Here is a 23,018-nt window from a genome sequence, read left to right as displayed (position 1 = left end):
CGCGCCGACTCGCGGGGGGTCAGTCGGCGTTGGGGGCCATGTGGGTGGTCTTCTGGACCTCGGTGAGGAACTCGATGTTGGTGTGCGACTTGCGCAGCTTGCCCAGCAGCAGCTCGAGCGCCTGCTGCCCGTCCAGGGCGGAGAGCACGCGTCGCAGCTTCCACACGATCGCGGTCTCCTCCTGGCTCATCAGGAGCTCCTCGCGGCGGGTACCGGACTGGACCGCGTCGATGGCCGGGAAGATCCGCTTGTCGGCGAAGTCGCGGCGCAACCGCAGCTCCATGTTGCCGGTGCCCTTGAACTCCTCGAAGATCACCTCGTCCATCTTCGAGCCGCTCTCGATCAGCGCGGTCGCCAGGATGGTGAGCGAGCCGCCGTTCTCGATGTTGCGCGCGGCGCCGAAGAAGCGCTTCGGCGGGTACAGGGCCGCGGAGTCGACGCCGCCGGACAGGATCCGGCCGCTCGGCGGCGCGGCGAGGTTGTACGCGCGTCCCAGCCGGGTGATGCCGTCGAGCAGCACCACCACGTCGTGGCCCAGCTCGACGAGCCGCTTGGCACGCTCGATGGCCAGCTCGGCGACCGTCGTGTGGTCGACGGCCGGCCGGTCGAAGGTCGAGGAGATGACCTCGCCCTTCACCGAGCGCTCGAAGTCGGTGACCTCCTCGGGACGCTCGTCCACCAGCACCACCATCAGGTGGCATTCGGGGTTGTTGGCGGTGATCGAGTTGGCGATCGACTGCATCACCATCGTCTTGCCGGCCTTGGCCGGGGAGACGATCAGGCCGCGCTGTCCCTTGCCGATCGGCGCGGCGATGTCGATGACGCGCCCGATCAGGTTGTCCGGTGTCGTCTCCATCCGCAGCCGCTCCGAGGGGTAGAGCGGGGTCAGCTTCGCGAACTCCACGCGCGAGCGGGAGGTCTCCGGGTCGCCCCCGTTGACGCTCTCGATGCGCACCATCGGGTTGAACTTCTCCTTGCGCTCGCCCTCCCGGGGCTGGCGCACCTGCCCGACGATGGCGTCGCCGCGGCGCAGACCGTACTTGCGCACCATCGACAGCGAGACGTAGACGTCCTCGGTGCCGGGCAGGTAGCCGCTGGTCCGGACGAAGGCGTAGTTGTCCAGCACGTCGAGGATGCCCGCGGCGGGCACCAGCACGTCGTCCTCGAGGACCGTGGTGTCGGGCTCGTTGCGCCCGCCCCGGCCACCGCGCTCGCCGCGCGGCTCACGGGTGTCGCGGGCGCCGTCGCGCCCGTCGCGGGTGTCACGACCGTCGCGCCCGTCGCGGGTGTCACGACCGTCGCGGCCGTCGCGGTCGCGGCCCCGGCGGCGGCGGTTGCGGCGGCTGCCGCCCTCCTCCTCCGACCGGTTGTCGCGGGACTGGCCCTCGCGGTCCTGGTCGCGGTCCTGGCGGTCGCGGTCCTGGTCGCGGTCCTGGCGGTCCCGGTCCTGGTCGCGGTCCTGACGCGCGCGGTCCTGCCGGTCCCGGTCGCGGTCCTGACGGTCCCGGTCCTGACGGTCGCGGTCCTGACGGTCGCGGTCCTGACCGTCGCGGTCCTGGCGGTCCCGGTCCTGCTCGCGGGCCGCGGGTGCCTGGCCGTCCCTGCCCTCGGAGCGCTCGCGCTTGTCGCGCCCCTCGGACCGACCCCGGGCCTCGGCGCGGTCCCGATTCCGGTTGCCCTGAGCGTCGCGGCCCTCCGCGCGGTCGGCCGACTCGGACGCCGGCTGTCCGGCGCCCGACCTGTCCGAGCCGGGCTTGTCCGAGCTGGGCTTGTCCCCAGCCGCGTTCCCCTGGCTCTCGGCGGTGGTCTCTCGACCGGCCCGCTGGCGGGTCCGGGGCCGGCGCGGAGCCTCCTGCGCAGCGGTGTCGCCGGCAGGGGCATCGCTCGCGCCGGGCTCGGCGGCCTTCGCGGGCGCCTCAGCCTTCGCGGGCGCCTCAGCCTTCGCAGGCGCCTCGGCCTTCGCGGGCGCCTCGGCAGCCGGCGCCGACCTCTTCACCGCGGCCCGCGGGGCGGCGCCCCCGGACTGCTGTGCGCGGATCGCCTCGACGAGCTGGGCCTTCTTCATCCCGCCTGCTCCGGCGATCCCCATGCCACCCGCCATCGCCCTCAGGTCAGCGAGCAGCATGGTGCTGAGTCCACCACGCTTCTTGGGTGCCCCGGCAGACGCCTGCGGAGCTGTGGTGGATTCGGTCGTTTCCGTCACGTGAGGTCCTTCCCACGTATCAGTGCCGATCCGGCGGAGATGCCGTCGGCCTCCTGGTCGATGTCTCCTCACCGACACGAGGACCCGGCAGGTGTGCCGACGGGTTCACGCAAAGGAATCCGCAGAGGGATCAAGGAGGAGGTTCGCACCGGGTGCGACGCGTGTCGCCCGAGTGCTGCGTCGAGAATGCGACGCGCGGCCACGGTACCACCCGAGATCGGGTACGTGGTCAACCCACACGCCACACCTGGCGCGGTCTCAGCAGAGCACCGCCCCGGCGTGGTCGACCTCGAGGTGGCGCGCGGTCCACCCGCTCGGGCACCGGGCGAGCAGGGCGGCGACCGAGGCGGGCGAGGAGCCGGCGGCGGGCGAGGAGCCGGCGGCGGGCGAGGAGCCGGCGGCGGGCGAGGAGTCGGCGAAGGCCAGGGCGGTGGGCCCGGCCCCCGACACGATCGCCGGCACCGAGTCGCGTCGCAGCGCGCGGACCAGCTCCAGCGTCTGCGGCATGGCCGGCTCGCGGTAGTCCTGGTGCAGGTAGTCCCGGGTCGCCGCGAGCAGGTGCTCGGGCTGGCCGGCCAGTGCGGCGACGAGCAGCGCCGCGCGACCGGCGTTCGCCGCGGCGTCCTGGTGCGGCACCGAGGCGGGCAGCAGGGAGCGGGCCACCTTCGTCTCCACCGGCTGGGTCGGGACGAACACCACCACCGAGATCCGCGGGTCGACCGGGGAGGACGCGGCGTACCAGGTGTCGTCCTCGCGCCCGGAGACGACGAAGCCGCCGAGGAGCGCGGGGGCGACGTTGTCGGGGTGGCCCTCCAGGTCGGCGGCGAGCGAGAGGAGCGCGCGGTCGTCGAGCAGCAGCGAGCCGCCGGCGACCAGCGCACGCGCCAGGCAGACCCCGGCCACGATCGCCGAGGACGACGAGCCGAGCCCACGCCCGTGCGGTACGACGTTGCGACAGGCCACGCGCAGCGAGTCCGGGCGCCCGCCCATCGCGTCGAAGGCGGCGTGCATCGAGCGCACCACCAGGTGCGACTCGTCGAGCGGGACCGTCCCGGCCCCCTCGCCCTCCACCTCGACCCGTACCCCCGGCGCGGCGCCGGCGCCGCCGACCTGCGCCTCGACGCGGTCGCGCAGGCCCAGGGCGAGGCCCAGGGAGTCGAAGCCGGGGCCGAGGTTGGCGGAGGTGGCCGGCACGCTGACGCGCACCGGCCCCTCGACGAAGCTCACCACGAGAGCATCAGGCCTCAGCCGAGGCCGGCGGCGTGCGCGGCCGCGTCGACCTCGGCGTCGATGACGGTGTCGACCATCGGGCCGACCCCCTCGAGCGCCGTGGCGGTGTCCTTGAGGCCATGGCCGGTGACCGTGATGACCACCCGGCTGCCCGCGTAGGACTCGCCCTGCTCCAGCTCCTGGAGCAGCCCGGCGATGCCCACCGCGGAGGCCGGCTCCACGAAGACGCCGTCGCGGCGGGCCAGGTCGTGCTGGGCCGACAGGATCTGCCGGTCGCTCAGCGAGGCGAACCGGCCGCCGGACTCCTCGGCCGCGGCCACCGCGAGCTTCCACGAGGCGGGGTTGCCGATCCGGATGGCGGTCGCCTTGGTCTCGGGGTTGGGGAACGGCTCGCCGGTCACCAGCGGCGCGGCGCCCTCGGCCTGGAAGGCGCGCATCACCGGCTTGCGGGTGCTGCGGCCCAGTGCCGCGTACTGCTGGTAGCCGAGCCAGTACGCCGAGATGTTGCCGGCGTTGCCCACCGGCAGCAGGTGGTAGTCCGGGGCGTCACCGAGCCGGTCGACGACCTCGAAGGCGGCGGTCTTCTGCCCCTCCAGGCGCACCGGGTTGACCGAGTTCACCAGCGCCACCGGGTAGTGGTCGGCGAGCCCGCGCGAGAGGCGCAGGCAGTCGTCGAAGTTGCCGCGCACCATGATCACCTGGGCGCCGTGCATGATCGCCTGGGCCATCTTGCCCGCGGAGATCTTGCCCTCGGGCACCAGCACGAGCGGCTTGAGCCGGGCCTTGGCGGCGTAGGCGGCCATCGACGCCGAGGTGTTGCCGGTCGACGCGCAGACCACGGCCTGGGCGCCCTCGTGGCGCGCCACCGAGATCGCGGCGGTCATCCCGCGGTCCTTGAACGAGCCGGTCGGGTTGTCGCCCTCGACCTTGAGCCAGACCTCGGCCCCGGTGAGCTCGGAGAGCCACTCGGAGGCGACCAGCGGGGTGCCGCCCTCCCCCAGCGTCACCGCGACGGTGTCGGCGGGGATCTCCATCAGGTCGCGGTACTCCTCGATCACCCCACGCCACTGGTGGGTGCCGGGCCCGGCCTGGATGCTGGCGCTCATTCGCTCTCTCCTTCGACGCGCATCACCGAGGTGACCTCGCGCACGATGTCCATGTCTCGCAGGGTCTCCACGGTCGCCGACAGCTGGGCGTCGCTGGCGCGGTGCGAGACCACGACCAGCTGGGCGTCCGCGCCCCGCCCCTCCTGACGCACGGTCTGGATCGAGACGTCGTGCTCGGCGAAGGCGGTGGCGACGCTGGCCAGCACGCCGGCGCGGTCCTCGACGTCGATCGCCACGTGGTAGCGGGTCATCGTCTCGCCCATCGGCAGCACGTCGTGCGCGGCGTACGCCGACTCGCCGGGGCCGCAGGTGCCGGCGATCCGGTTGCGGGCCACCGTGACCAGGTCGCCGAGCACGGCCGAGGCGGTGGGCGAGCCACCGGCGCCGGGCCCGTAGAACATCAGCTGGCCGGCGGCCTCGGACTCGACGAAGACAGCGTTGTAGGCCTCGCGCACCGACGCCAGCGGGTGCGAGCGCGGGATCATCGCGGGGTGCACGCGCACGGCCACCGCGTCCTCACCGGCCGGGTCGCGGCGCAGCTCGCAGATCGCGAGCAGCTTGACCACCGCGCCCATCTCCCGCGCCGAGGCGATGTCCCCGGCGGTGACCTCCGAGATGCCCTCGCGGTGCACGTCGGCGGCGGTGACCCGGCTGTGGAACGCCAGCGAGGCGAGGATCGCGGCCTTGGCCGCGGCGTCGAAGCCCTCGACGTCGGCGGTCGGGTCGGCCTCGGCGTAGCCGAGGTCCTGGGCCTCCTGCAGGGCCTCTGCGAAGCCGGCCCCGGAGGTGTCCATCCGGTCCAGGATGAAGTTGGTGGTGCCGTTGACGATGCCCAGCACCCGGGTCACCCGGTCGCCGGCCAGCGACTCGCGCAGCGGGCGCAGGATCGGGATCGCGCCGGCCACCGCGGCCTCGTAGTAGAGGTCGCGCTGGGCCTTGGCGGCCGCCTCGAACAGCGTCGAGCCGTCCTCGGCCAGCAGCGCCTTGTTGGCGGTGACCACCGAGGCGCCGTTCTCCAGCGCCGCCAGGATCAGCGAGCGGGCCGGCTCGATGCCGCCGATCACCTCGACCACCAGGTCGACGTCGGCGCGGCTGGCCAGCGCGAGCGCGTCGGTGGTCAGCAGCTCGGCCGGCACCTCGACCTCGCGCTCGGCCTCGAGGCGGCGCACGGCCACCCCGGCCAGCTCGACGGGCGCGCCGACCCGCGCGGCGAGGTCGTCGGCCTGCTCGCTCAGCAGCCGGACGACCTGCGACCCCACGGATCCGCAGCCCAGCACGGCGACCCGGAGGGGGCGCGGGGCGCCGCCGTCCTGGCCCGGTTCGAGACCCTCACTCACGCGTCTGCTCCCACATCGGTTGCCAACAGGTCGTCCTCAGTCTCTCGTCGTACGACGACGCGCGCGGCGCCGTCCCGCACCGCGATCACCGGCGGCCGCAGCGCGTGGTTGTAGTTGGAGGCCATCGAGCGGCAGTAGGCACCCGTGCCGGGCACCGCCAGGAGGTCTCCGGGCGCGAGGTCTCCGGGCAGGAACTCGTCCTTGACCACGATGTCGCCGGCCTCGCAGTGCTTGCCGACGACGCGGGCCAGGGCCGGCGCCGACTCCGAGCGGCGCGAGGCCAGCGTGCAGGAGTAGTCGGCGTCGTAGAGCGCGGTGCGGATGTTGTCGCTCATCCCTCCGTCGACCGAGACGTAGGTGCGTCGCGCGCCGCCGTCGAGGGCGACCTCCTTGACGGTCCCGACCTCGTAGACGGTGCACATCGCCGGGCCGGCGATGGCCCGCCCGGGCTCGATCGAGAGCCGCGGCTGGGCCACACCGAGGGCGCGGCACTCGTGCTCGACGATCTTGGTCATCTCGGTGGCCAGCTGGAAGGGGTCCGCGGGGTCGTCCTGGGTGGTGTAGGCGATGCCGAACCCGCCGCCGAGGTCCATCTCGGGCATCGTCACGCCCAGCTCGCGGCTGACCTGGGCGTGCAGGGCGAGGACCCGGCGCGCGGCCACCTCGAAGCCGGAGGAGTCGAAGATCTGCGAGCCGATGTGGCTGTGCAGCCCCTGCAGCTGCAGTCCCGCAGCCCGCTCGACGCGGCGCACCGCCTCCAGGGCGTCACCGGAGGTGATCGAGAAGCCGAACTTCTGGTCCTCGTGCGCGGTGGCGATGTACTCGTGGGTGTGTGCCTCGACCCCGGCGGTGACCCGCACCATCACCCGGACCCGGGCCCCGGTCTCCGCGGTGATCTGGTCCAGGCGGGCGATCTCGTGGAAGGAGTCGACGATGATCCGACCCACCCCGGCCTCGACCGCGCGGCGCAGCTCGGCCGGGGTCTTGTTGTTGCCGTGGTATCCGATCCGGGCCGGGTCCATGCCGCCGCGCAGCGCCACGGTCAGCTCGCCGCCCGAGCAGACGTCGAGGTGCAGCCCCTCCTCGGCGATCCAGCCGGCCACGGCCGTGCACAGGAACGCCTTGCCGGCGTAGTAGACGTCGTAGCCGGAGAAGGCGTCACGGAAGGCGCGGGCGCGGGTGCGGAAGTCGAGCTCGTCGAGGACGTAGGCCGGGGAGCCGTGCTCGGCGACGAGGTCGGGCAGGTCGACGCCGCCCACCTGCAGGACGCCGTCGACCTTGCGGGCCGTGGTGGACCACAGCTGCGTGACCAGCTCGTTGGGGTCGCTGGGCGGGCGCAGCCAGGACGGGCCCCGCATGGCGCCCTCCGCGTGGGCCCAGCCTGCTTCGTGTGCGCGCATCAGCGTCCTCTCACATCCGCTCGGGGGCGGAGACCCCGAGCAGAGCCAGTCCGTTGGCGAGGACCGTGCGGGTGGCGGCGACCAGCAGCAGCCGGGCCCGGTGCAGGTCGCCGGGCTCCTCGTCGCCCTGGGGCAGGACGCGGCAGTTGTCGTAGAAGCGGTGGTAGGAGGCGGCCGTCTCCTCCAGGTAGCGCGCCACCCGGTGCGGCTCGCGGAGCTGGGCGGCGGCGGCCACGACCCGCGGGAACTCGGCGAGCCCGCGCAGCAGCTCGCCCTCCTTCTCGTGGGTGAGCAGGCCGGGCTCGAAGTCGTCACCGGCCGGCGCCAGGCCCATGTCGGCGGCGTTGCGCAGGATCGACGCGACCCGGGCGTGGGCGTACTGGACGTAGAAGACCGGGTTGTCGCTCGAGGCGCGGGTGATCTCCTCGATGTCGAGGGTCAGCGGCGAGTCGGCGGGGTAGCGCGCCAGGTGGTAGCGCAGCGCGTCGACGCCGATCTCGTCGACCAGCTCGTTGAGGGTGACCATCTCACCGGAGCGCTTCGAGAGCCGCACCTCGTGCTCGCCGCGCATGATCTTGACCAGCTGGCCGATCAGCACCTCGAGGGTCTTGTCCGGGTCGTCGCCGGCACAGGCCGCCATCGCCCGCAGCCGGTTGACGTAGCCGTGGTGGTCGGCGCCGAGCAGGTACAGGCACCGGTCGAAGCCGCGCTCGCGCTTGTTGACGTAGTACGCCGTGTCGCTGGCGAAGTAGGTCAGCTCGCCGTTGGACCGGATCAGCACCCGGTCCTTGTCGTCGTCGAAGTCGGTGGTGCGCATCCACAGCGCACCGTCGGCGTCGTAGAGGTGGCCCTGGGCGCGCAGCTTGTCCAGCCCGGCCGCCACGTCGTTGCTCTCGTGCAGGGAGCGCTCGGAGAACCACACGTCGAAGTGGGTCTGGAACATCTCCAGCTGGTCCCGCTGCTCCTGCAGCTGCAGCTGGTAGCCGGCCTCCCGGAACGCGACCAGCCGCTCGTCGGCGGGCAGGTCCACGATGCCGGGCTGCGCGGCCACGATCTTGTGGGCCAGGTCGACGATGTAGGCGCCGCGGTAGCCGTCCTCGGGGACCTCCCGGCCCAGCGCGACCGCCTCGAGGGAGGCGGCGAAGAGGTTCATCTGGTTGCCGCGGTCGTTGATGTAGAACTCGCGCGTCACCTCGGCACCGGCGGCCTCGAGGACCCGGCCGATCGCGTCGCCGACCACGGCCCAGCGGGTGTGGCCCAGGTGCAGCGGACCGGTCGGGTTGGCGGAGATGAACTCGACGTTGATCCGGTTCCCGCTCAGCGTCTCGGTGTGGCCGTACGCCGCGCCGGCGGCGACCACCTGGGCCGCGACCGCGCCCTGGGCGCCCGCGTCGACGGTGATGTTGAGGAAGCCGGGGCCGGCGATCTCGATGCCCGCGATGCCGTCCACGGCGCCCAGTCGGGCACTGACCAGCTCGGCGAGGGCGCGCGGGTTGGTGCCGGCCTTCTTGGCCAGCTGGAGCGCCACGTTGGTGGCGTAGTCCCCGTGGCCCTTCTGGCGGGGCCGCTCGACGGTGACCGTCTGGGGCGGCCCGTCCGGCAACGCGAGAGCGCCCTCCTCGACCAGCTGGGTCAGGACGTCGACGATGGCGGAGGAGAGCTGCTCGGGGGTCACCAGGCAAGCCTATCGGCGTACCGGTTTCCCCTCAGCCACCGCCCGCCTGTATGGTCAACCCCGCACCTTGAGCCCCCGTAGCTCAGGGGATAGAGCACCGCCCTCCGGAGGCGGGAGCGAAGGTTCGAATCCTTCCGGGGGCACCAGCAAGAAACCAGCGTGTGGCCGTCGGCCCCGCCGCCTCAGGCCGCACTCGTGCGGCCGTCGGCCCCGTCTCAGGCCTGACTCGACCAGGCCGCCCACAGCCGGGCGTAGCGCCCGCCCGAGGCGAGCAGCTCCTGGTGGGTGCCCAGCTCGACGGGCCGGCCCTCCTCCAGCACCAGCACCCGGTCGGCCGTGCTGGCCTGCACCAGCCGGTGGGCGATGGTGATCGTGGTGCGCCCCCGGGTGGCGGCCAGGGCCGCCGCCTCCAGGTCGCGGGCGCCGGCCGAGCCGGCCTCCGCCGTCGCCTCGTCCAGGACCACGACCCACGGGTCGGCCAGCACCACCCGGGCCAGGGCGAGCTGCTGGGCCTGCGCCGGGGTCAGCGCCAGCGCGCCCTCCCCCACCACGGTGTCGGCGCCGTCGGCGAGCGCAGCCACCCAGTGCGCGCCCACCGTGGCCAGGGCCGCGTCCACCTGCTCGAGCGTGGCGTCGGGGCGCGCGAGCAGCAGGTTGTCGCGCACGCTCCCGGCGAAGACGTGCAGCTCCTGGCTGACCGTGGCGACCACCCGGCGTCCCTCGAGCCGGGCCTCGCGCACCGGCACGCCGCCGATGCAGACCGTCCCGCCGGTGGGGATCAGGCCACCGGCCACGGCCAGCCCGAGGGTGCTCTTGCCGGCGCCGCTGGCGCCCACCACGGCCAGCCGCTCGCCGGACGCGATCTCCAGGCTGACGCCGCGCAGGGCACTCTCGCCGGGCGCGTACTGGTGCGAGACCTCGCTCAGCGAGACCCCGCCGTCGCGCGGAGCGGTGCCGACCGTGCTCCGCGCCGCCGGCAGCAGCGCGATGCCGGCGAGCCGGGTCAGCGACGCCCCGGCCGACTGGACCTCGTCGAAGAGGAAGAGGATCGCGCCGACGGGGTTGAAGAGACGGTGGAAGTACAGCGCGGCCGCCGTCACCGCCCCCACGGTGACCCCGTGCTCGCGCACCAGGACGAACCCGGCGCTGAGCACCAGCAGGAGCCCGATCGCCTCCGCGCGGTTGGTCCGGCCGCCGAAGCGCATCAGCAGGTCGAAGACGTCGATGGAGAGCCGGGCCGAGCGCCAGGAGGCCTCCGCGACCTGCGCGCTGTGGGCGTCGCCCAGGCCGAGGCCGCGCAGGGTGCGGCTGGCGTGGATCCCGGTGAGCAGGGCCTCGGCGCGCTCGCCGTTCGCCTCGCGCTCGCGCCGGTAGTAGGGGCCCGAGCGCGGCAGGTACCAGCGCAGCGCGAGCGCGTAGAAGGGGGCCGCCAGCAGCCCCGCCACCCCGAGGCGCCAGTCGAGGGCGAGCAGGCCCCCGACGGTGAGCACGATCGCCAGCGTCGAGTTCACCACCAGCGGCACCGCGTCGGTCAGCGACCCCGCCACCACCCGGACGTCGTCGCTGACCCGCGACATCAGGTCCCCGGTGCCGGTGCGCTCGAGCTCCTCGGTCTCCAGGTGCAGCGCCCGGGAGAGCACCTGCTCGCGCAGCTCGGCGAGCGCGGGCTCCGCGGTCTGGGCCAGGGCGCCGACCGAGACCAGCGTGCAGACGGACCCCACCAGCGCCGCCGCGCCGATCCACAGCGCCGCCACCACGATGCCGCGGGTGTCGCCGCCGCCCTCGGCGCTCCCGACGAGGTCGACGATGCGCCCCAGCTGCCAGGGCGCGACCAGGCCGGCGACGCCGGCGACGGCGAACGCGGTGGCGCTCAGCGCGAACGCCGCTCGCCGCCGGCTCAGCAGCCTCAGGGCCAGGCCCGCGGCCTCCCCCGCGCTCGACACCGGAAGCCGACTCATCGCAGTACCGCCGCTCGGTAGTCGTCGTGGTGCAACAGCTCGGCGTGGGTCCCGCGCGCCACCACCCGGCCGGCCCGCACGTGCGCCACGCAGTCGGCCGACGCGAGCAGCACCGGGCTGCTGGTCAGGACGACCGTGGTGCGCGCCCCCGCGCCGGCCCCGTGCCGCAGCCGGCGCAGCCCGTCGGCGACCCGCGCCTCGGTGACGGCGTCCACGGCGGTGGTCGGGTCGTGCAGCACCAGGACGGCCGGATCGGCCGCCAGCGCCCGGGCCAGTCCGACGCGCTGGCGCTGGCCGCCGGACAGCGCCGGCACGCCCGGACCCTCCTGCTCCGCGTCCGCGTCCGCGCCCCGCCCGGCCCCGACATGGGCGACGACCTCGTCGGCCGCGGACGCGGTCAGCACCCGGGCCAGCGCGGCGTCGTCGAGGCGAGCGCGCGGGTCGATGTTGTCGATCAGCGTGCCGGCCAGGAGATCGACGTGGTGGTCGCTGACCAGCATCGTGGCGTGCAGCGCGTCGATCTCCCACGACCTCAGCGCGACCGCGTCGAGCAGGACCGATCCGGACTCGGGCTCGGCCTCGCCGCGCAGCAGCCCGAGCAGCGCGGCGGCCTCCGCCGGGCTCTCGGCGACGATGCCCAGCCAGCGTCCCGGGTCCGCGACCAAGGACAGGTCGCGCAGCGGGCCTGCGGTGACCGAGCGCAGCTCGAGGCCCACCGCGGGCGGCTGCTCGTGCGCGCCGGCCGGCTCGTCGCCCGGCTCGTCGTCCGGCTCGGCCGCCGCGACGACCAGCGGGCCGCTGCTCAGGAACGAGACGACGCGCGCCGCCGAGGCGCGCGACTGGGCCAGCTGGGTGAGCATGAAGGTGAGGGTGTGCATCGGCTCGGAGAGGAACTGGCTGATCCCGACGACCGCCACGAACTCCCCCACCCCGATGTCCCCCTGGGCCGCGCGCACCCCGGCCACCAGGGCCACCACCGCCAGGAACACGCCGCTGAGCCCCGCGGTGACCGCGTGCATCAGCCCCTCCCACCAGGCTGCGCCGACGCTCGCGCGCACCGCCTGCTGGCTTTCGCGGCGGTAGCGGGCCAGGGCGGCGTCCTCGGCTCCGATGCCCTTGAGCGGTCGCAGGCCGCGCACGAAGTCGCCGGCGATGCCCGCCGCGGCGCCCAGCGACTCCTGCCGGACCCCGCTGCGGCGCGCCAGCCTCGGCGACAGCAGCTGGGTCACCACCAGCACCGTGGGCACGCCGAGGAGCACCAGCGCGGCGAGCACCACGTCGATGGCGGCCAGGACCACGGCGCTGACCATCAGCCCCACGACGCCGGCCACGGCGAAGGCCAGCTGGCGGATCACCGTCGCGACCATCTCCGCATCCGTTGTCGCGATCGTCAGCACGTCGCCCGGCAGCCGCTCGGAGCGGACGCCGCGCGCGGAGAGCACGCGGGCGGAGATCTCGCAGCGCAGCGCGTGCGCCTGGGTCTGCAGGGCCCGCAGCCCGGCCCGGGCCCCGAACCGGTACGACAGGCTCAGCACCACGAAGTGCACCACGAGCACCCCGGCCCACCAACCGAGCTCGGCGGCGTCACCGGTGGTGACCGCGCGGTCGATGAAGACCGCGATCAGCACCGGCACCATCAGCTCGGCGACCTGCCACACCGTGATCAGGGCGGCGGCGAGCGTGACCGCGCGCCACTCGCGAGCCAGGGTGCTGCGGATCAGCGCTCCGGGCGTGCGCGGCACCGCCGTACGGGGGGCGAGTGCGGGGGGCTGCTCCTGCGCGACCTCGCTCAAGCGACGTCGGCATCCATGGCGGCGACGAAGTCCGCCTTGACCCGGCGCCAGTCCTCGTCGGTCATCGTGCGCCGCCAGTACGGCGAGCACGACATCGCGGCGCGCTCCAGACCGCGCCCGACGAGCAGGTGGCGGCGGATCGCGCGGATCTCGTCGGCCTCTCCGTGCACGAAGGCGTCCACCCGACCGGGCGCGAAGTCCAGCTCCTCGAGCGCCGCGAGCAGCAGCCCCGCGGGCTCCTCGGCCCCGACGCGGTGCAGCCACCGCAGGTCCAGGCTCCCCGGCGTCTCCAGGGGCACCTCGTGCTCGGCGGTGTCGCACACCAGCCGCACCACGACCCGCCGGCCGGCCGGCACCTGCTCGAGGCAGGCCGCGATCGCCGGCAGGGCGGACTCGTCGCCGAGCATCAGGTGCCAGTCCGCGTCGGCGTCCGGGCGGTAGCCGCCGGCCGGGCCGTCGAGGACCAGCACGTCGCCGGGCTGCGCGTGAGCCGCCCAGGGGCCGGCCGCGCCGGCGTCGCCGTGGACGACGAAGTCGAGGGTGAGCAGACGGCGGGTGGGGTCCCAGGCGCGCACCGTGTAGCGCCGGCGCGCCGGCCACCAGCGGCGCTCGTGCTCGGCGCTCACCGCAGCCGGGTCGAAGACCGGCCCGTACGGCGCGCCCGGGGGCGGCACCGCGATGTTCACGTAGGCGTCGGCACCGAGCGGGGTCGCGAACCCGGCGAGGCCCTCTCCGCCCAGCACCACCCGGATCATGGTCGGGGTGAGCCGACTCACGGTGTGCACTCGGCCGAACTGGGGACCGCTGCGCTCTGGCGACATGCGCTTAGGTTAGCCTTCCCTCGCCTGGGCTCCGAACGGGGTCCGTTCCCGCCCCGGCGCGGGCGCCTGTCTGCGCGCCCTCCCCGCTGAAAGGACAACCCCCGTGCGTTCTCTGCGCCTCCTGGCCGGCTCCGCCGCCGTCGCCGGCCTCCTGCTCTCCGGCTGCGGCACCGACGACTCGGAGCCGAAGGCAGCCGCCGCCGACGACTCCTCGTCGACGCAGTTCCCGATCACCATCGAGCACGCGCTCGGCAAGACCGTCATCGAGAAGGCCCCGGAGCGGGTCGCCACGGTCAACTGGGCCAACCACGAGGTGCCGCTGGCCCTCGGCGTGGTGCCGGTGGGCATGGCCGCCGCCAACTTCGGCGACGACGACGGCGACGGCGTGCTGCCGTGGGTGGCCGACAAGCTCGAGGAGCTCGACGCCGAGACGCCGGTGCTCTTCGACGAGACCGACGGCATCGACTTCGAGGCCGTCGCGGACACCGCGCCCGACGTCATCCTGGCCGCTTACTCCGGGCTGACCCAGGAGGACTACGAGACGCTGAGCGAGATCGCTCCCGTGGTCGCCTACCCCGAGGCGCCGTGGGCGACCGAGTGGCGCGACATGATCACGCTCAGCAGCGAGGCGATGGGGATGGCCGAGGAGGGCGACAAGCTCGTCGCCGACCTCGAGAGCGAGATCAGCGAGACCGTCGCGGAGCACCCCGAGCTCGAGGGCAAGTCGGCGATGTTCCTCACCCACGTCGACACCAGCGACCTCAGCGAGGTCAGCTACTACACCACCCACGACACCCGGGCGAAGTTCTTCGCCGACCTGGGCCTGGGCACCCCGGAGAGCATCGCGACCGCCTCCGCGGAGTCCGAGGAATTCTCGGGCACGCTCAGCGCCGAGCAGATCGACGCCCTCGACGACGTCGAGATCATCGTGACCTACGGCGACCAGGAGCTGGTCGACGCACTGAAGGGCGACCCGCTGCTCTCGAAGATGCCCGCGGTGAAGAACGACGCCATCGTGCTGCTGCCGAACAACCCGCTGGGCACCGCGGCGAACCCGACGCCGCTGTCCATCTCCTACGTCCTGGAGGACTACGCCGCGATGCTCGCCGAGGCAGCCGGGGCCGAGTGAGCCCCGCAGCCACCGCGAGCAAGCAGACCGCCTCGGGCGCCGCCGTCGTGCGGCGCCCGAGGCGGCTGCGCGCCCTCTGGCTCCTGGCCGCCCTCGGCGTGCTCGTCGTGCTCGCGGCCTGGTCGGTGGCGATCGGCTCGCGCGACGTCGCCTGGGCCGACATCGTCGCCGCCCTGGGCGGCTCCAGCGACACCCTCGAGGAGGCGGCGGTCACCAAGCGCATCCCGCGCACCCTGCTCGCCCTCGCCGTGGGCGCCGCGCTCGGCCTGGCCGGCGCGGTGATGCAGGGCGTGACCCGCAACCCGCTCGCCGACCCCGGCATCCTCGGCGTCAACATGGGCGCGTCGCTGGCGGTGATCACCGCGATGGCCTGGTTCGGCCTCTCCACGGCCGCCGGCTACGTCTGGGTCGCGATCGCCGGCGCCGGCCTCTCCGCGGCGTTCGTGTACGCCGTCGGCTCGCTCGGCCGCGGCGGGGCGACCCCGCTGAAGCTGGCCCTGGCCGGCACCGCCACCTCCGCGGCGTTCGCCTCCTTCATCACCGCGGTCTCGCTGCCGCGCGGCGACATCGCCGGGGCGGTGCGCTCCTGGCAGGTCGGCGGGGTGGGCGGCGCGTCGCCGGAGACGATCCGCCTGGTCGCGCCGTTCCTGCTGGCCGGGCTGGCGATCTGCCTGCTCTGCGCGAAGGGCCTCAACTCCCTGGCCCTCGGCGACGAGGTCGCCGCCGGCCTGGGCGAGCGGGTGGCGCTGACCCGCGGCACGGCCGCGCTGGGCGCCGTGCTGCTGTGCGGCGCCGCCACGGCGGCGGCCGGGCCGATCGGCTTCGTCGGGCTCGTCGTGCCGCACCTGTGCCGGATGCTCGTCGGCATCGACCACCGCTGGCTGCTGCCGTTCTCGGCGATCACCGGCGCCGGGCTGCTCACCGCCGCGGACGTGCTGGGGCGGATCGTGGCCCGCCCGAGCGAGGTCGACGTCGGGATCATCACCGCGCTGGTCGGCGCCCCGTTCTTCATCCACGTCGTCCGTCGTCAGAAGGTGCGCGCGCTGTGAGCCTCACCAGTCTCGAGCGGGTCAGCGCCGGTCGCGCCCGCCGCGGCCGCCGGCGCCGTACGGTCGTCGCCGTGCTCGGCCTGCTGGTCGTCGCCTTCTTCGCGGCGAGCCTGATGGTGGGACGGACGTTCTACCCGCCGGGCGACGTCCTCGCCGTGATCGCCGGGCACGACGTGCCCGGCGCGTCCTTCACGGTGGGCCGGCTCCGGCTGCCCCGGGCGGTGCTGGCGCTGCTGGTCGGGCTCAGCTTCGGGCTGGCCGGCGTCACCTTCCAGACCATGCTGCGCAACCCCCTCGCCAGCCCCGACATCATCGGGATCAGCGCCGGCTCGAGCGCCGCGGCGGCGTTCGCGATCGTCACCCTGGGCCTGTCCGGCCCGAACGTCTCGGTCATCGCCATCCTCGCCGGGCTCGGCGTCGCGCTGCTGATCTACGTGCTGTCGTTCCGCGACGGCGTCGCCGGGACCCGGCTGATCCTGATCGGCATCGGCATCGCGGCGATGCTCGAGAGCGTCACCGCCTACATCCTCAGCCGGGCCGCCCAGTGGGACCTTCAGGAGGCCACCCGCTGGCTCACCGGGAGCCTGAACAGCTCCGGGTGGGACGACGTGGTGCCCACCGCGCTCGCACTGCTCGTCCTCGGCCCGCTGCTGCTCTCGCGGATGCGCGACCTGGAGATGCTCCAGCTCGGCGACGACGCCGCCTCGGCGCTCGGCGTGCGCGTGGAGCGCACCCGGCTCGTGGTGATCGTCACCGCGGTCGGCCTGGTCGCCTTCGCCACCGCGGCCGCCGGGCCGATCGCCTTCGTCGCGTTCCTCGCCGGCCCGATCGCGGCGCGCGTGGTCGGCCCCGGGGCCTCGCTGCTGGTGCCCTCCGCGCTCGTCGGGGCCCTGCTCGTCCTGGTCGCCGACCTGTGCGGCCAGTACGCCTTCGGCCACCGCTACCCGGTCGGCGTGGTCACCGGCGTGCTCGGTGCGCCGTACCTCGTCTACCTCATCGTCCGCACCAACCGCGTCGGAGGCTCCCTGTGACCGCCCACCACACCCTCACCGTCGAGGACCTCACCCTCGGCTACGGCGAGCGGACCGTCATCGAGTCCCTCGACCTGCTGGTGCCCAGCGGCGCGGTGACCGCGATCGTCGGCGCCAACGCGTGCGGCAAGTCGACGCTGCTGCGCTCGATGTCGCGGCTGCTGCGTCCCCGCGCCGGGCACGTGCTGCTCGACGGCAAGCAGGTGCACCGGATGCCGGCCAAGGAGCTGGCCCGCACCCTCGGTCTGCTCCCCCAGTCCCCGCTCGCACCGGAGGGCATCACCGTCAGCGACCTGGTCGGGCGCGGGCGCCATCCCCACCAGCGGATGCTCGCGCGCTGGAGCGCCGAGGACGACGCCGCGGTGGCCGGCGCGCTCGAGGCCACCGACACCGTGGCGCTCGCCGACCGCCCCGTCGACGAGCTCTCCGGCGGGCAGCGTCAGCGGGTGTGGATCGCGATGGCGCTCGCGCAGCAGACCGACATCCTGCTGCTCGACGAGCCGACCACGTTCCTCGACGTGAGCCACCAGGTGGAGGTCCTCGACCTGCTCACCGACCTCAACCGGGCGCGCGGCACCACGATCGTGATGGTCCTGCACGACCTCAACCTCGCGGCCCGCTACGCCGACCGGCTGATCGCGCTGGCGGGTGGCCGGCTGCACGCCGCCGGCGACCCCCACGACGTGCTCACCGAGGACACCGTGCGCGCGGTCTTCGGCCTGGAGTGCAGCGTCATCGAGGACCCCGTCTCCGGGCGCCCGCTGATGTTGCCGATCGGGCGCCACCACGCCGGCGTCCCCGGCTGAGCTCCCCGGCTGAGCCGGGGCCGCCGGGGCGTCAGCAGCGCTCGATGGTGGCGTCCTTGCGGGCGAGGTCGCCGTAGCGGCGGGCCGTGGCGAGGTCGGCGAAGACCACGCTTGCGCTGCCGGCCATCCCGGTGCTGCCCGGCACGACGCAGGTGGTGATCCGGCGCGGCTGGACCTGGGCCACCGCCTGGGCGATGCGGAACAGCTCCGCAGGCGGGAGGTTCGTGTGCAGGTTCCGCATCGCGCTGAGCACCCCCTTCTCCAGGAACCCGGGCCGGGCGGCCTTGGCGTGCAGCTTGGCGTGGATGCCGCGCAGCGTGCGCTGCTGGTTGGCCGAGCGCTCGAAGTCCCCACCGGGCAGCGACTTGCGGATCCGCGAGAACGCCATCGCGCCGTACCCGTCGAGCTTGATCCGGCCCCGCTTGAAGCCGTCCTGCTTGAGGTCGGCGTCGCTGAAGGCACGCGGGTTGCGCACCTCGATGCCGCCGATGGCGTCCACCATGTCCTCGAAGAACGGGAACCGGGTGACGAAGACGTAGTCGGGCTGGATGCCGATCATGTCGCCGACGGTGCGCCCGATCAGCTGCGGTCCGCCGAAGTACAGCGCGGCGTTGACCCGGTTGGAGCCGTGCCCGGGGATGGGCACCCACGAGTCGCGCGGGATGCCGATCGCGCTGGCGGCGCCGGTGCGGGTGTTGATCCCGACCAGCTGCAGCGCGTCACCCCGGCTGCGGAGCATGTCCTGGCCCGGCCGGGCGTCGGAGCCGACCGCCAGGATCCAGACCACGTCCGGGCTCAGGTCGACCCCGAAGGCCCGCTCCACCTTGACCAGGGCCACCTCGGCGCGGTGCACCGAGGCGTCCGGGACCACCAGCGCCGTCACGCCGAGCACCACGGCGAGCACCACCCCGCGCAGCGCCCGGCCGGTCATCCCACGCGTCCTGGACCTCATCAGCGGCTCCCCTTGCTCATGTCGTAGGCGAAGACCTTCCAGGCGCCGTCCCGGCCCCGGGTGAGCATCAGCCGCCCCCGCAGCGTGACCCGGCGCTCCACCTCGCCGGCGGTGTCGAAGCGCAGCAGCACCCGCGCGGTGGCGCCGACGGCGCGCGAGCGGCTGGCGAGCACGTCGACGGCCACCACCCGGCGCACTCCGGTGACGCTCTCGATCCGCTCCCCGATGTCGGCGTTGCTCATCAGCGCGGCGTCGCGCACGGCCTGCTTGCGCGCCCCGGGCGTGAACCCGGAGAAGGCCCGGAACGACGCCCGCGGGTAGTCGCCGGCGAGGAAGGCCGCGTCCGTCCAGTCCTCCACCACCGAGGTGACCGCACGCACCACCGGGCCCCGCCTGCGGGCGGGGAGCCTGCCGGCCACCTCGCCGAGTCGCGACTGCGTGCTGAGCTCCGCAGCCGCGGCGCTCGCGGAGGGCGCCGGCTCCCGGTCGGGCTCCTCGGAGTCACCCGAGCAGGCGACCCCGGTCACACCCACCAGGAGGGCCAGAGCGCCGACGCACACCCGCCTGAGTCGTGTCGTCCTCATCCGTGTGCCTCCTTCCGTCGAGGACCCCGGGGAGCGGCGCGGGACCCTGCCACCACGCCACGGCGCCAGTTCGGACCCCGGAGCCTGCAATTGTTGATCCCTGCGACTAGCCTTGAGCCTTAGTACTCACACCCCGCGCGCGTACCGGAAGAGGGCGAACACAGCCGTGCCGCAGTCCCCAGGCAGCCAGTCTCACGAAAATCCCACCGCCGACTTCGGAGCCAACGAGTGGCTCGTCGACGAGATGTACGAGCAGTTCCGCAAGGATCCCAACAGCGTCGACCCGGTCTGGGCGAAGTTCTTCGCCGCCAACGGCGACCCGAGCCGAACCGCCGGGAACGGTAGCACCGCCGCCAGCGCGACCTCCTCGCCCGCCGCCCAGCCCGCGGCGACTCCCCCGGCCGCACCGGCCGCCGAGCCCGCGGCCGCTGCGCCCAGCGCCGCACCGGCTCCGGCCAAGGCTCCCGCCAAGGCCCCGGCGCCCGCCCCCAAGGCGACGCCCCGTCCGCCGGCCGCTGCCGCCGAGCCGGCTCGGAGCAACACCCCGCCGGTCGCCAAGGAGTCGGCCCCGGCAGCGCGCAGCGAGGCCAGCGACCAGCCGACGTACACCGTCATGCGCGGGGCCCCGGCCCGCACCGCGAAGAACATGGACGAGTCGCTGAGCGTCCCCACCGCGACCTCGGTGCGCTCGGTCCCGGTCAAGCTGCTGTGGGACAACCGCACCGTGATCAACAACCACCTCGCGCGCGCCCGCGGCGGCAAGGTGTCGTTCACCCACATCATCGGCTACGCCCTGGTCCAGGCGCTCAAGGCGATCCCCGAGATGAACGTCGGCTTCGACACCGTCGACGGCAAGCCCAACCTGATCACGCCCGCCCACGTGAACCTCGGCCTGGCCATCGACGTGCCCAAGCCCGACGGCAGCCGCCAGCTGCTGGTGCCCTCCATCAAGGCGGCCGAGTCGATGGACTTCGCGGCCTTCTGGACCGCCTACGAGGACATCGTGCGCAAGGCGCGCGACAACAAGCTGACCGTGGCCGACTTCCAGGGCACCACGATGTCGCTGACCAACCCCGGCGGCATCGGCACCGTGCACTCCGTGCCGCGGCTGATGAAGGGCCAGGGCGCGATCATCGGCGTCGGCGCGATGGAGTACCCCGCGGAGTACCAGGGCGCCTCCGACGAGACGCTGACCCGCAACGCGGTCAGCAAGGTGATGACGCTGACGTCCACCTACGACCACCGGGTGATCCAGGGCGCGCTCTCGGGCGAGTTCCTGCGCAAGGTGCACCAGCTGCTGCTCGGCGCGGACGACTTCTACGACGAGATCTTCCGCTCGCTGCGGATCCCCTACGAGCCGATCCGCTGGGCCAAGGACATCGCGGCCACCCACGACGACGAGATCAGCAAGCAGGCCCGGATCCTCGAGCTGATCCACGCCTACCGGGTGCGCGGGCACATGATGGCCGACACCGACCCGCTGGAGTACCGCCAGCGCAGCCACCCCGACCTCGAGGTGGAGACGCACGGGCTCACCCTGTGGGACCTCGACCGCGAGTTCGCCACCGGCTCGTTCGGTGGCGAGGGCCGACGCTTCCTCAAGCTGCGCGACATCCTCGGCATCCTGCGCGACTCCTACTGCCGCACCACCGGCATCGAGTACATGCACATCCAGGACCCCGAGCAGCGCCGCTGGATCCAGGAGCGCGTCGAGCAGCCGCACGTGAAGCCGCCGCGCGAGGAGCAGCTGCGGATCCTGCTCAAGCTCAACCAGGCCGAGGCCTTCGAGACGTTCCTGCAGACCAAGTTCGTCGGCCAGAAGCGGTTCAGCCTCGAGGGCGGCGAGACCACCGTCCCGCTGCTCGACGAGCTCTGCGAGGCCGCCGCCGAGGCGCGGCTCAGCGAGGTCGCGATCGGGATGGCCCACCGCGGCCGGCTCAACGTGCTCGCCAACATCGTCGGCAAGAACTACTCCCAGATCTTCCGCGAGTTCGAGGGCAACATCGACCCGCGCACCGTCCAGGGCTCCGGCGACGTGAAGTACCACCTCGGCGCCGAGGGCGAGTTCGTGGCCGGGTCCGGCGACAAGATCAAGGTCTCCGTGGCCGCGAACCCCTCGCACCTCGAGGCGGTCGACCCGGTCCTGGAGGGCATCGCCCGCGCCAAGCAGGACGTGCTCGACCGCGGCGCGGCCTACCCCGTCCTGCCGCTGCTCGTGCACGGCGACGCGGCCTTCGCGGGCCAGGGCGTGGTCGCCGAGACGCTCAACCTCTCGCAGCTGCGCGGCTACCGCACCGGCGGCACCATCCACGTGGTGGTCAACAACCAGGTCGGGTTCACCACCTCCCCCGGCTCCTCGCGCTCGTCGCTGTACTGCACCGACGTGGCCCGGATGGTCCAGGCGCCGATCTTCCACGTCAACGGCGACGACCCCGAGGCGTGCATCCGGGTGGCGCGGCTGGCCTTCGAGTACCGCCAGGCGTTCAACAAGGACGTCGTCATCGACCTGGTCTGCTACCGCCGGCGCGGGCACAACGAGGGCGACGACCCGTCGTACACCCAGCCGCTGATGTACGACCTGATCGAGCAGAAGCGCTCGGTGCGCAAGCTCTACACCGAGTCCCTGATCGGTCGCGGCGACATCACCGTCGAGGAGGCCGAGCAGGTCCTGCGCGACTACCAGCAGCAGCTGGAGCGGGTATTCACCGAGGTCCGCGAGGCCACCGGCCAGCCCTCGGAGTGGACCACGGTCCCGGACTACCCGGAGAAGCCCGCCGGCGAGACCAAGACCGCCATCTCCGCCGAGGTGCTCAAGCGCATCTCCGACGCCTACATCACCCCGCCGGAGGGCTTCACGGTCCACCCGAAGGTGATGCCGCAGCTGCAGCGCCGGGCCGCCGCCATCACCGACGGACCGATCGACTGGGGCACCGGCGAGATCCTCGCCTTCGGCGCGCTGCTGATGGACGGGCGCCCGGTGCGCCTGGCCGGCCAGGACTCGCGCCGCGGCACGTTCGTGCAGCGCTTCGCGACGATCATCGACCGCACCAACGCCGACGAGTGGACCCCGCTGGCCACCCTCACCGAGGACCAGGCGAAGTTCCACGTCTACGACTCGCTGCTCAGCGAGTACGCCGCGCTCGGCTTCGAGTACGGCTACTCCGTGGCCCGTCCCGAGGCGCTGGTGCTGTGGGAGGCGCAGTTCGGCGACTTCGTCAACGGCGCGCAGACGATCATCGACGAGTTCATCAGCTCCAGCGAGACCAAGTGGCGCCAGCAGTCGGGTGTCGTGCTGCTGCTGCCGCACGGCTACGAGGGTCAGGGACCCGACCACTCCTCGGCGCGCATCGAGCGGTTCCTGATGATGGCGGCCGACGAGGCCTTCGTGGTGGCCCAGCCGTCCACGCCGGCGTCGTACTTCCACCTGCTGCGTCGCCACTCGCTGGGCGAGGAGCACAAGCCGCTGATCGTCTTCACCCCGAAGTCGATGCTCAAGCGCAAGGAGGCGGCCTCCAAGCCGTCGGACTTCACCGAGGGGACCTCCTTCCGGCCCTTCATCGGCGACGACAACGCCGACCCCGACAAGGTGGAGACGCTGCTGCTGTGCTCGGGTCGGGTGACCTGGGACCTGATGGTCCAGCGGGCCAAGCTCGACAACGCCGAGACGTTCGCCGTGGGTCGCGTGGAGCAGCTCTACCCGCGCCCCGAGGCGGAGATCCGCGCCGAGATCGCCAAGTACCCGAACCTCAAGCGGGTCCGCTGGGTGCAGGACGAGCCCGCCAACATGGGCCCGTGGCCGCACTACCAGCTGAACCTGTGGACCGATCTGGACGTCACCGTCGAGCCGGTCACCCGCACCGCCTCGTCGTCGCCGTCGGTCGGCACGATCAAGCGCCACCAGGAGGAGCAGCGCGACCTGCTCGACCGGGCGTTCGCGGGCTAGG

16 protein-coding genes and 1 tRNA gene are annotated in these 23,018 nt (G+C 73.4%); 6 read left to right on the top strand and 11 right to left on the bottom strand.

From position 1 onward, the window contains the following. Positions 1-19: 19 nt before the first annotated feature. From rho to argS, 6 genes are all read right to left on the bottom strand, one after another. Positions 20-2,125: a transcription termination factor Rho gene (rho, locus tag AC6EI4_RS09420; protein ID WP_498451291.1), complete on the bottom strand. Its 2,106-nt coding sequence runs from the start codon at positions 2,123-2,125 to the stop codon at positions 20-22. A 336-nt stretch (positions 2,126-2,461) separates the two neighbouring features. Beyond that, the gene (gene thrB / locus AC6EI4_RS09415) at positions 2,462-3,430 is read right to left on the bottom strand and encodes a homoserine kinase (RefSeq protein ID WP_498451290.1); all 969 of its coding nucleotides are present in this window, start codon (positions 3,428-3,430) and stop codon (positions 2,462-2,464) included. Positions 3,431-3,447: 17 nt separating this feature from the next. Then, on the bottom strand, positions 3,448-4,539 hold the full coding sequence (thrC, locus tag AC6EI4_RS09410) for a threonine synthase (RefSeq protein ID WP_498422407.1): 1,092 nt from the start codon (positions 4,537-4,539) through the stop codon (positions 3,448-3,450). Next, a complete protein-coding gene (locus AC6EI4_RS09405) occupies positions 4,536-5,876 on the bottom strand; it encodes a homoserine dehydrogenase (RefSeq protein WP_498422406.1) in 1,341 nt (446 codons plus the stop codon). The genes thrC and AC6EI4_RS09405 overlap by 4 nt, the downstream gene beginning before the upstream one ends. Next, positions 5,873-7,279: a diaminopimelate decarboxylase gene (gene lysA / locus AC6EI4_RS09400; protein WP_498451388.1), complete on the bottom strand. Its 1,407-nt coding sequence runs from the start codon at positions 7,277-7,279 to the stop codon at positions 5,873-5,875. Before lysA ends, AC6EI4_RS09405 begins: the two co-directional genes overlap by 4 nt. A gap of 7 nt (positions 7,280-7,286) precedes the next feature. Further along, the gene (gene argS / locus AC6EI4_RS09395) at positions 7,287-8,951 is read right to left on the bottom strand and encodes an arginine--tRNA ligase (RefSeq protein WP_498422405.1); all 1,665 of its coding nucleotides are present in this window, start codon (positions 8,949-8,951) and stop codon (positions 7,287-7,289) included. Between the two features lie 71 nt (positions 8,952-9,022). On the opposite strand from argS, the gene AC6EI4_RS09390 reads away from it, so the two are divergent. Next, positions 9,023-9,097, top strand: a tRNA-Arg gene (locus AC6EI4_RS09390). A 69-nt stretch (positions 9,098-9,166) separates the two neighbouring features. Here AC6EI4_RS09390 and AC6EI4_RS09385 read toward each other — a convergent pair. The 3 genes from AC6EI4_RS09385 to AC6EI4_RS09375 are packed head-to-tail and all read right to left on the bottom strand — an operon-like array spanning position 9,167 to position 13,478. Beyond that, positions 9,167-10,909 (bottom strand): ABC transporter ATP-binding protein, encoded by a 1,743-nt coding sequence (locus tag AC6EI4_RS09385; RefSeq protein WP_498451289.1) that lies wholly within the window; start codon positions 10,907-10,909, stop codon positions 9,167-9,169. Then, positions 10,906-12,702: an ABC transporter ATP-binding protein gene (locus AC6EI4_RS09380; protein WP_498451288.1), complete on the bottom strand. Its 1,797-nt coding sequence runs from the start codon at positions 12,700-12,702 to the stop codon at positions 10,906-10,908. The genes AC6EI4_RS09385 and AC6EI4_RS09380 overlap by 4 nt, the downstream gene beginning before the upstream one ends. Next, positions 12,699-13,478, bottom strand: coding sequence for a siderophore-interacting protein (locus tag AC6EI4_RS09375; protein WP_498451287.1), 780 nt, complete (start codon positions 13,476-13,478; stop codon positions 12,699-12,701). Before AC6EI4_RS09375 ends, AC6EI4_RS09380 begins: the two co-directional genes overlap by 4 nt. Before the next feature lie 148 nt (positions 13,479-13,626). Between AC6EI4_RS09375 and AC6EI4_RS09370 the strand changes: the two genes are divergently transcribed. Genes AC6EI4_RS09370 through AC6EI4_RS09355 form a run of 4 tightly spaced genes read left to right on the top strand, consistent with a single transcriptional unit; the run spans position 13,627 to position 17,538 of the window. After that, complete coding sequence (locus AC6EI4_RS09370) at positions 13,627-14,652, top strand: iron-siderophore ABC transporter substrate-binding protein (RefSeq protein ID WP_498451286.1); 1,026 nt, start codon at positions 13,627-13,629, stop codon at positions 14,650-14,652. Next, complete coding sequence (locus AC6EI4_RS09365) at positions 14,649-15,701, top strand: FecCD family ABC transporter permease (RefSeq protein ID WP_498451285.1); 1,053 nt, start codon at positions 14,649-14,651, stop codon at positions 15,699-15,701. The genes AC6EI4_RS09370 and AC6EI4_RS09365 overlap by 4 nt, the downstream gene beginning before the upstream one ends. Then, positions 15,698-16,732, top strand: a complete 1,035-nt coding sequence (locus AC6EI4_RS09360; protein ID WP_498451284.1) for a FecCD family ABC transporter permease — start codon at positions 15,698-15,700, stop codon at positions 16,730-16,732. The genes AC6EI4_RS09365 and AC6EI4_RS09360 overlap by 4 nt, the downstream gene beginning before the upstream one ends. Beyond that, the gene (locus tag AC6EI4_RS09355; protein ID WP_498422390.1) at positions 16,729-17,538 is read left to right on the top strand and encodes an ABC transporter ATP-binding protein; all 810 of its coding nucleotides are present in this window, start codon (positions 16,729-16,731) and stop codon (positions 17,536-17,538) included. The genes AC6EI4_RS09360 and AC6EI4_RS09355 overlap by 4 nt, the downstream gene beginning before the upstream one ends. Positions 17,539-17,569: 31 nt before the next feature. On the opposite strand, the gene AC6EI4_RS09350 is transcribed toward AC6EI4_RS09355, so the two are convergent. Continuing rightward, positions 17,570-18,490: an LCP family protein gene (locus AC6EI4_RS09350; RefSeq protein ID WP_498451283.1), complete on the bottom strand. Its 921-nt coding sequence runs from the start codon at positions 18,488-18,490 to the stop codon at positions 17,570-17,572. Further along, positions 18,490-19,074 carry a hypothetical protein gene (locus tag AC6EI4_RS09345; RefSeq protein WP_498451282.1) on the bottom strand — a complete coding sequence of 195 codons (585 nt, stop codon included), beginning with the start codon at positions 19,072-19,074 and terminating at the stop codon, positions 18,490-18,492. Before AC6EI4_RS09345 ends, AC6EI4_RS09350 begins: the two co-directional genes overlap by 1 nt. Positions 19,075-19,240: 166 nt before the next feature. Between AC6EI4_RS09345 and AC6EI4_RS09340 the strand changes: the two genes are divergently transcribed. Beyond that, complete coding sequence (locus AC6EI4_RS09340) at positions 19,241-23,017, top strand: multifunctional oxoglutarate decarboxylase/oxoglutarate dehydrogenase thiamine pyrophosphate-binding subunit/dihydrolipoyllysine-residue succinyltransferase subunit (protein ID WP_498451281.1); 3,777 nt, start codon at positions 19,241-19,243, stop codon at positions 23,015-23,017. Position 23,018: the final 1 nt, after the last annotated feature.

It is taken from the genome of Nocardioides sp. Z43_10, assembly GCF_059766615.1.
Note: the sequence above shows the minus strand (reverse complement) of the source record. Positions and strands in the feature narration are given on the sequence as shown.